Raw genomic sequence first — 7,124 nt, 5'->3', positions numbered from 1 at the left:
GTCAGCGGCCTCCTGCGCCGCTCGCAGGTATTTTGGCGGGAAGGAGGCGGCCTTTGCGCTGCCCGCCGATCTTCCCGATGGCTATCACGAGCTGGACATTCTGTTCTCGCACGGCGAGAGCCGCATCAGCCGCACCATTGCCTTCGCGCTTCTGCGGGATGAGAGGCCGCAGCGTCTGACCGGCGATCTCGACGCGCGCAAGCGGGCGGGGCTTTCCTGGCTCGCGGAGCACGGCGAACTCAGGATCGGGCGCGTTCTGGCCCGCCTTGCGCTCGGCCTTGATCTCGATGAGGGCGACCGCGCGGCGCTCGAGGACACGCTCGATGCCATCGATACGCGGCGGGACTGCTCGGACTTCGTCATCGTCCCGCTGTTGTGGATCTATGCCGATCATCGCGAGGCGCTGCCGCCTTCACTGCGAACGCGCATCGAGGCGGCCATTCTCGGTTATCGTTACTGGATGGACGAGCCGGGCAACGACACGATGTGGTTCTGGAGCGAAAACCACGTTCTGTGCTTCCATGTCGCGGAGCTGATCGCCGGCGGGCTGTTCGCGGAAAATGTCTTTGCCAATTCCGGCATGAGCGGCCGCGCGCATGCGGCCCTCGCGGAAAAGCGTCTCGCGCGCTGGTTCGATGCTGTCGAGGATCATGGTCTCGCCGAATGGAACTCGGCGGCCTATTACCCGATCGATTTCATCGGCCTTCTGGCGCTGCAACGCTTTGCCGGCGAGGGGCCCAGGGCGCGGGCCGAGACGATCCTCGACCGGCTGTTTTCCATGATCGCGCTGCACACGATCCACGGCGTCTCCGCCGGGTCAATGGGCAGGGCCTATGACAAGGAGCTGCGCGCCGGGCCGCTTTCGGAACTCGCGCCCTTTGCGACAATCGCGTTCGGAACCGGCTGGCTCAATCGCGGCGTGGCGGCGCTGCCGATGTTCTGCGCCGGCGCTTACGTTCCGCCGAAGGGGATTGAGCAGTTCGTCGACCCGCCCGAAGGCCGGGCAATTTCCGCCCATTACGTGCAGGGCTACGGCCGGGCGGCCCGGCTTGCGCTTTACAAGACCGCGGGCGTGCAGCTTTCCGCGAGCATCGATGCGTCGCCCGGTGCAAAAGGCCACCAGCAGCACCTCATCGACGTGCAGGCTGCCGGTCATCCCATGGCCCGCGTCTGGGTCAATCACCCGGGCGCGGACGACCCCTGGGGCACGGACAGGCCGTCCTACTGGGCGGGCAACGGCGTCATGCCGCGCGTCGGCCAGCACCGGAACTGCTGCCTGTTCCTAAGCGACCTCGGCGAGACCCCGCGCCTAGCCTTCACCCACGCCTACGCGCCACTTTCCGTTTTCGACGATCACATCGCTGGAACCGACTTCCTGGTGCTGCGCTCGGCGGAAAGCTTCATAGCGTTGAAGGCGACGGGACCGATCGAGCCGGTCGGCGAAGGACCGGGGGCGGGCATCGAGCATCGCGTCCGGGGAAACCGCAGCGGCTGGGCGATCATGGTCGGCACCCTTGGCGGCCGGGATCTGACCGAGCTTGCCGCGATGGCCGAAGAAACGAGCCTTCGCCTTTCGGACGATCCTCCGAACCTCTTCTGCGAGGGACCGCTCACGCCCGCGCTTCGTCTCGATTATCGCGGCGGCCTTTTCGTCGAGGGGCGGCACGCGCCTTTTCCGACCGCGTCGCAAACGCCTGAAATCGCCTGGCTCACAGCTTTCGCCGTGCCGGCCTCGAACTGAAAAGACAAGAACAATGCACCACGACAGACAGGAACTTCTCGGCTATCTCGAAAACGTCGCCACCGGCCTATCCCGGATCAGAGGCATCAACGAAACAGCGCCGATCACCGAAGGCACGTTCTCGATCCAGTTTGACGAGTGGGACTGGGAAATCGGAGTCGGCGTCTACGGGCTTTACCGCCATGCCTGCCAGACCGGCGACCTGGACCTGATCGGCGCGCTTGCCGACTGGTATGAGTGGCAGATTTCGCGCGGCCTGCCGCCGCGCCAGGTCAATTCCACGGCGCCGATGCTGGCGCTCTCCTTCCTGATCGACGATGTCGACCGGCCCGAATGGGAGGCGCTGGTCAAGGACTGGGCCGAATGGCTGATGACGGGGCTCGCCCGTACCGAGGACGCCGGTTTCCAGCACGTGGTCAAGGAGCGGATGAATGACGGCGAATTGTGGGATGACACGCTGTTCATGACATGCCTGTTCCTCGCGCGCGCCGGCAAGCGCTTCGACCGGCCCGACTGGGTGGAGGAGGCGGTGTATCAGTTCATGATCCACACCCGCTATCTCGGCGACGCGAAGAGCGGCCTCTGGTATCACGGCTGGACCTTCAACGGGCGCCACAATTTCGCAAACGCGCTCTGGGCGCGCGGCAATTCCTGGATCACCATCGCCATCCCGGAACTGTTTTCGATCGTGGAAAGCCTGCCGCCGGCAACGCATCGCTATCTGACGAATGTTCTGTCGTCTCAGGTATCGGCGCTCGCTGAATTGCAGAATGAGGAGGGCTTTTTCTACACCCTTCTCGACGACCCCTCGGCGCCGATCGAGGCATCGGCGACCGCCGGCATCGCCTATGGCATCTCCCGAGGCATTTCGCTCGGCATCCTGCCGCGGACGTTCCGCCCAGTTGCCGACAAGGCGTTTCGCGCCGTTCTCGGCTGCATTGGCGATGACGGCATCGTGGCGCATGTCTCCGACGGCACGCCGATGGGCCACACGCTCGACTTCTATCGCCGTATTCCCGATATCCCTGCGCCCTATGGCCAGGCGCTGACCATGCTGATGCTGGTTGACGCGCTGGCGCTGTCGGCCGAAACGGAACGCTCGCGAGTCTCGTGATCGCTTGCCGCAACAGGTCGCGCCGGTTCGTCTGTCGGGCTTGCGCTCGGCGCGGCTGCGGCATGGGAAGGATATATGGCCGTCATGATCCCGGACAATTCTCATAAGTTAGGTAAGAAAGTTTGCCTATCTATTAGAAAATAAATTATAATGTTGCATCTCCTCTGATGCTTTCGTCCAGCGCATTTCGTCCCAAGGTTCAGTCCGGTCGGTGAAGATCCGAAAAAAACATTTCGGCAAATCCGTCGCTGGATATATGAATGGCGCCTCTGACAAACGGAGGAGAAAATGGCCGCGAGACTGTCCGTCAACCTCAATGCGATCGCCCAGCTGCGCAACCGCCGGGATTTGCCCTGGCCGAGCGTGCGCCATCTCGGCAGGATCGCGCTGGACGCCGGCGCCTATGGACTGACGGTTCATCCCCGGCCCGATCAGCGCCATATCCGTTTTTCAGATCTACCGGTTATCCGCGCCCTGATCGATGACGAGTTTCCGCAGGCGGAATTCAATATCGAAGGCTTTCCGAGCGATCATTTCATCGGGCTTTGCCTCGAGAGCGAACCGGAACAGGTGACCCTGGTGCCGGACGACCCTGCGCAGTCGACCTCCGATCACGGCTGGGACTTCATCGCCGGTCGCGATCTTCTGAAGCGCACCGTCGCGCGGCTGAAGAAGAAGAGGATCCGCGTTTCGCTGTTTGCCGATGGCGATGCGAGCAGGGCGCAGCTTGAGGCAGCGCGCGACAGCGGTGCAGACCGGATCGAGCTCTATACAGGGCCTTATGGCGGCGCCTATGACCTGCCGGAACAGCAGAAGGCGATTGCCGCGCAGCTCGGCGAAACCGCCGCCATCGCTCTTGAACTCGGCCTTGGCGTCAATGCGGGGCACGACCTGACGGTCGGCAACCTGCCGCTGCTGGCGAGCCATATTCCGCATCTCTGCGAAGTGTCGATCGGCCACGGCCTGACCGCCGACGCGCTGGAATACGGCATGGCGGAGACCGTCCGCCGGTTCCGCCGCGCCTGCGGGGAACACGTCTGAACCGCGCGACGGCTGCGTGCCCGGCCGAAACCGGGCATGCTGATGGGCTTGGCCAACCGCTCTAGAAAGCGGCCTTGTTTTCCTCGAAGAAGGCGCGCAACGAACGCGGCTTCCTGCCGGTAAGCCGCTCGAAGTCGTCATTGACGATATCGAAGCCGCCGGCGCGGGTGTTTTCGTCGGCGCTGACGGAAAGGTCGACGACGAAGGGCGGCAGACCTGCCGCGGCGAGGCCTTCGCGCAGGGACTCGCTGCTGATGTGATCGACCTTCAGCGGCTTGCCGGTGATCTCGCTTGCAAGCGCGGCGATGTCCTCAATCGTGCGGCTTTCACCGTCGTTCAGCGTCACAATGCTGTTTTCGTCGCTGTCGGACAGAAGCGCCGCCGCGATGGCGCGGGCGCAATCCTCGTGGCCGATGAAGGATTGCTTGCCGTTGCCTGCGGCGCTCGCCCAAACGCCCTGCGAGAAGGCGTGCGGAAGGCTCATCAGCAGGTTTTCCTGGTACCAGCTGTTGCGCAGGATGGTGTAGGCGAGACCGCTTGCGATGACGGCTTTTTCGGAGCCCAGATGGTCGGGCGCGAAGCTGATTTTCGAGTGTTCGGGATCCGGCAGCGAGGTGTAGACGAGGTGTTCGGCCCCCGCCTTTTTGGCCGCCTCCACGGCGGCGGCGTGCTGGGCCACCCGGTCGGAGCCGGGATCGATCGCGTCGGTTGAGATGATGGCAATGCGCGCCGCGCCTGCAAAGGCGTCATCCAGTGTGGCGGGATCATTGAAATCGGCCTCGCGCACGACTACGCCTTTCTTCGCATAGTCCGCCAGCTTTTCGACCGTGCGCGTTGTGGCGATAATCTGATTGGCCGTCTTTCCCGAGGCCAGCAGAATATCCAGCGTCTCGCGCCCAAGCTTGCCCGAGGCGCCCGTCACCAGAATCGTGTTGTCCGTCATGATCTGTCCTTTCATCATGCCCGATAGAGATATGGTCTCGAAACGAGACTGAACTTCATGTATGGATCGTCCGGCGATTGTAAAGAAGGCATCATTTTGTGCCGGGGTTACATCCCTGTGCCTGCAGACGGGAGTTTTGATCGATGGACAAGAGTGGCGGCGAGCGGATGGAGGCTCTTCTGGGAGCGGGAGACTTTGAGTCCTGTCCCGTGCGGGACGTGCTCGCCCGTGTCTCCGGCAAGTGGAGCACGCTTCTGCTTCTGGCGCTCAGCGATGGTCCGCGGCGGTTTTCCGAACTGAAGCGTTTTGCCCCCGATATTTCACAGCGCATGCTGACGAAGTCCCTGACCGATCTCCGGCGGGACGGATACATCACCCGCAAGGTCTATCCGACCCAACCTCCGCAGGTGGAATATGCATTGACAGAAGAGGGGACCTCGTTTCTTGCCGCCTGGCAGGGCGTCGTCGTCTGGGCCAGGGAAAACCGCGACCGCGTTCACGCGGCAAGGAGGCATTTCGACGCCGAAGCGAGCGGGGACTGATCAAAAGCAGACACCCCGGCGCAGGGGAATGCCGGGGTGCCTGTTGGAGGTCGTTTGGAAGATATACCGCCTTAACGACGGCGATGTCATTCTTGTTCCCCGATATGGTTAATTTTCGCGCGTTTTCAATCCAGACGGCGAATGAAAGCGGCGAAAACGGAGGAACCTGCCGTCAGCGCCATGCATGAACGGGGCCAGACGCAATGTCGGGCGCGGCATCCGGCTGGCTCCTCAAACCGTGACTCTCGATGCGGGCACTGAGCCGGTCAGGGGCGAAGGCCGCAGGGGATGGCGCGGTCGATGATCATTGACAAATATGATTATTATGCTCAAGAAAAGAGACTGTGTTCCCCAGTTCCCGGATTCTCCTGATGCCTTTCAGACTTCTTGCCGCCGCGCTCTTCGTCCTTTGTCTTGCTGCAGGCGGACTTGCACGGGCCGAAAACACGATCGAACACGCGATGGGCGCAACCGAGGTGCCGTCAGAACCCCGGCGGGTGGTCACATTGACCAATGAAACCACCGAGGCCGCCCTGGCCGTCGGCGTCAGGCCGGTCGGCGCGACGCGCTCCTGGTATGGCGATCCCTGGTACCCGCATCTTGGCGACAGGCTTTCCGACACGGCAGACCTCGGTACGGAACTTGCCGTGAATGTTGAGCTGGTCGCGGCGCTTGAGCCCGATCTCATCATCGGCAGCCGCAAGCGGGATGAGGAAATCTACGGCGTGCAATAGAGCGGTTCCGCCTTTCACGGAAACGCGCAACCGGCCGCAGCCCTGCGAATCGCGACGGCGACTACTCCTCGCCGCGCTCGGCCTGTCGCTCGACGATGGCGAGGGAGGAGCGGGCTTCCTGAAGCAGCGGCTCCAGGTCCTCGCCGCGCTCGCTCGCCTTCGTGCGGCTTTCCAGTTCCGTGATGATGTCCTTGAGGCGCTGTCTGCGATCCTCCACGGGGTCGCCTCCGAAGGTCTGGGCAGAGATCTGGCGCGTGGTGATTTCCTCGGCGACGCTTTCGACGTCGCCTTCGCCGCCGACAGGGGAATCAAGAGGGTCGGCCTTACCGTCTTTTGGGCCGCCTTTTGGGTCGTCTTTTGGCTGGTCGGTCATTTGTTTGCTCCTTTCAGAGGTTTCAAACGTTTGCCCGTCAACTTTGTTCGGCAGATTGTCGCAGAGCGTTCAGCTCCGGCGCTCCGGCGCCGGAGTTTTCCGCCGGGCGGCCCTCGGGGCGGGCGCGGCGCGGCGTGCGAAGCGGCAAATTGATTTTACAAACGGCCGGACAACGGCTAGTGTTTCGAGAATATGGGACAAAGACGGTATTCTCAGTAGTTTCAAGAGCAATGGTTTCTGGCGGCAGGCCTCGCGTTTTCATACTAAATCCTTTTCGGAAAACACGCCTTTAATCCTGATCGCATTCTTCGGCTATTCCCTGTATCCAGCATGGGGAACCGGATTCGGGTTGGGCGTTCAATATTGGAAATCAATGGTAAAATGAAAAAAGCACTTATTACGGGCATAACGGGACAAGACGGTTCATATCTCACCGAATTTCTGCTTGAAAAAGGCTATGAGGTTCATGGCATCAAGCGCCGCGCCTCGCTTTTCAACACGCAGCGCGTCGATCACCTTTACGAGGATCCGCATTTCGACCATGCGCGCATGCGGCTGCATTACGGCGATCTGTCGGACACCTCGAACCTGACCAGGCTCATTCGCGACATCGAGCCCGACGAGATCTACAATCTC

Annotated in this window: 8 protein-coding genes; 6 read left to right on the top strand and 2 right to left on the bottom strand. The window is 62.1% G+C overall.

Going from position 1 to position 7,124, the window contains the following annotated elements; genetic code table 11:
• The 3 genes from AC5DC2_RS16480 to AC5DC2_RS16470 all read left to right on the top strand — a co-directional run.
• A partial coding sequence (locus tag AC5DC2_RS16480; protein ID WP_491699262.1) for a hypothetical protein occupies positions 1 to 1,741 on the top strand: 1,741 nt, incomplete at its 5' end.
• A gap of 13 nt (positions 1,742 to 1,754) precedes the next feature.
• Positions 1,755 to 2,855, top strand: coding sequence for a beta-galactosidase BglB (gene bglB / locus AC5DC2_RS16475; RefSeq protein WP_024707238.1), 1,101 nt, complete (start codon positions 1,755 to 1,757; stop codon positions 2,853 to 2,855).
• A 288-nt stretch (positions 2,856 to 3,143) separates the two neighbouring features.
• Complete coding sequence (locus AC5DC2_RS16470; RefSeq protein WP_491699261.1) at positions 3,144 to 3,896, top strand: pyridoxine 5'-phosphate synthase; 753 nt, start codon at positions 3,144 to 3,146, stop codon at positions 3,894 to 3,896.
• Between the two features lie 61 nt (positions 3,897 to 3,957).
• Here AC5DC2_RS16470 and AC5DC2_RS16465 read toward each other — a convergent pair whose 3' ends face one another.
• The gene (locus tag AC5DC2_RS16465) at positions 3,958 to 4,839 is read right to left on the bottom strand and encodes an SDR family oxidoreductase (RefSeq protein WP_491699260.1); all 882 of its coding nucleotides are present in this window, start codon (positions 4,837 to 4,839) and stop codon (positions 3,958 to 3,960) included.
• A 143-nt stretch (positions 4,840 to 4,982) separates the two neighbouring features.
• Here AC5DC2_RS16465 and AC5DC2_RS16460 point away from each other — a divergent pair, with 143 nt between their 5' ends.
• Both AC5DC2_RS16460 and AC5DC2_RS16455 read left to right on the top strand, forming a co-directional pair.
• A complete protein-coding gene (locus tag AC5DC2_RS16460; protein ID WP_491699259.1) occupies positions 4,983 to 5,381 on the top strand; it encodes a winged helix-turn-helix transcriptional regulator in 399 nt (132 codons plus the stop codon).
• Positions 5,382 to 5,752: 371 nt separating this feature from the next.
• On the top strand, positions 5,753 to 6,115 hold the full coding sequence (locus AC5DC2_RS16455) for an ABC transporter substrate-binding protein (protein WP_491699258.1): 363 nt from the start codon (positions 5,753 to 5,755) through the stop codon (positions 6,113 to 6,115).
• A gap of 61 nt (positions 6,116 to 6,176) precedes the next feature.
• On the opposite strand, the gene AC5DC2_RS16450 is transcribed toward AC5DC2_RS16455, so the two are convergent.
• Positions 6,177 to 6,488, bottom strand: coding sequence for a hypothetical protein (locus AC5DC2_RS16450; protein WP_024707247.1), 312 nt, complete (start codon positions 6,486 to 6,488; stop codon positions 6,177 to 6,179).
• 381 nt (positions 6,489 to 6,869) lie between these two features.
• On the opposite strand from AC5DC2_RS16450, the gene AC5DC2_RS16445 reads away from it, so the two are divergent.
• A partial coding sequence (locus AC5DC2_RS16445; protein WP_491699257.1) for a GDP-mannose 4,6-dehydratase occupies positions 6,870 to 7,124 on the top strand: 255 nt, incomplete at its 3' end.

Source organism: Martelella sp. (assembly GCF_984369615.1).
The sequence above is the reverse complement of the archived record's forward strand: the minus strand, read 5'-3'. Positions and strand labels throughout refer to the sequence as shown.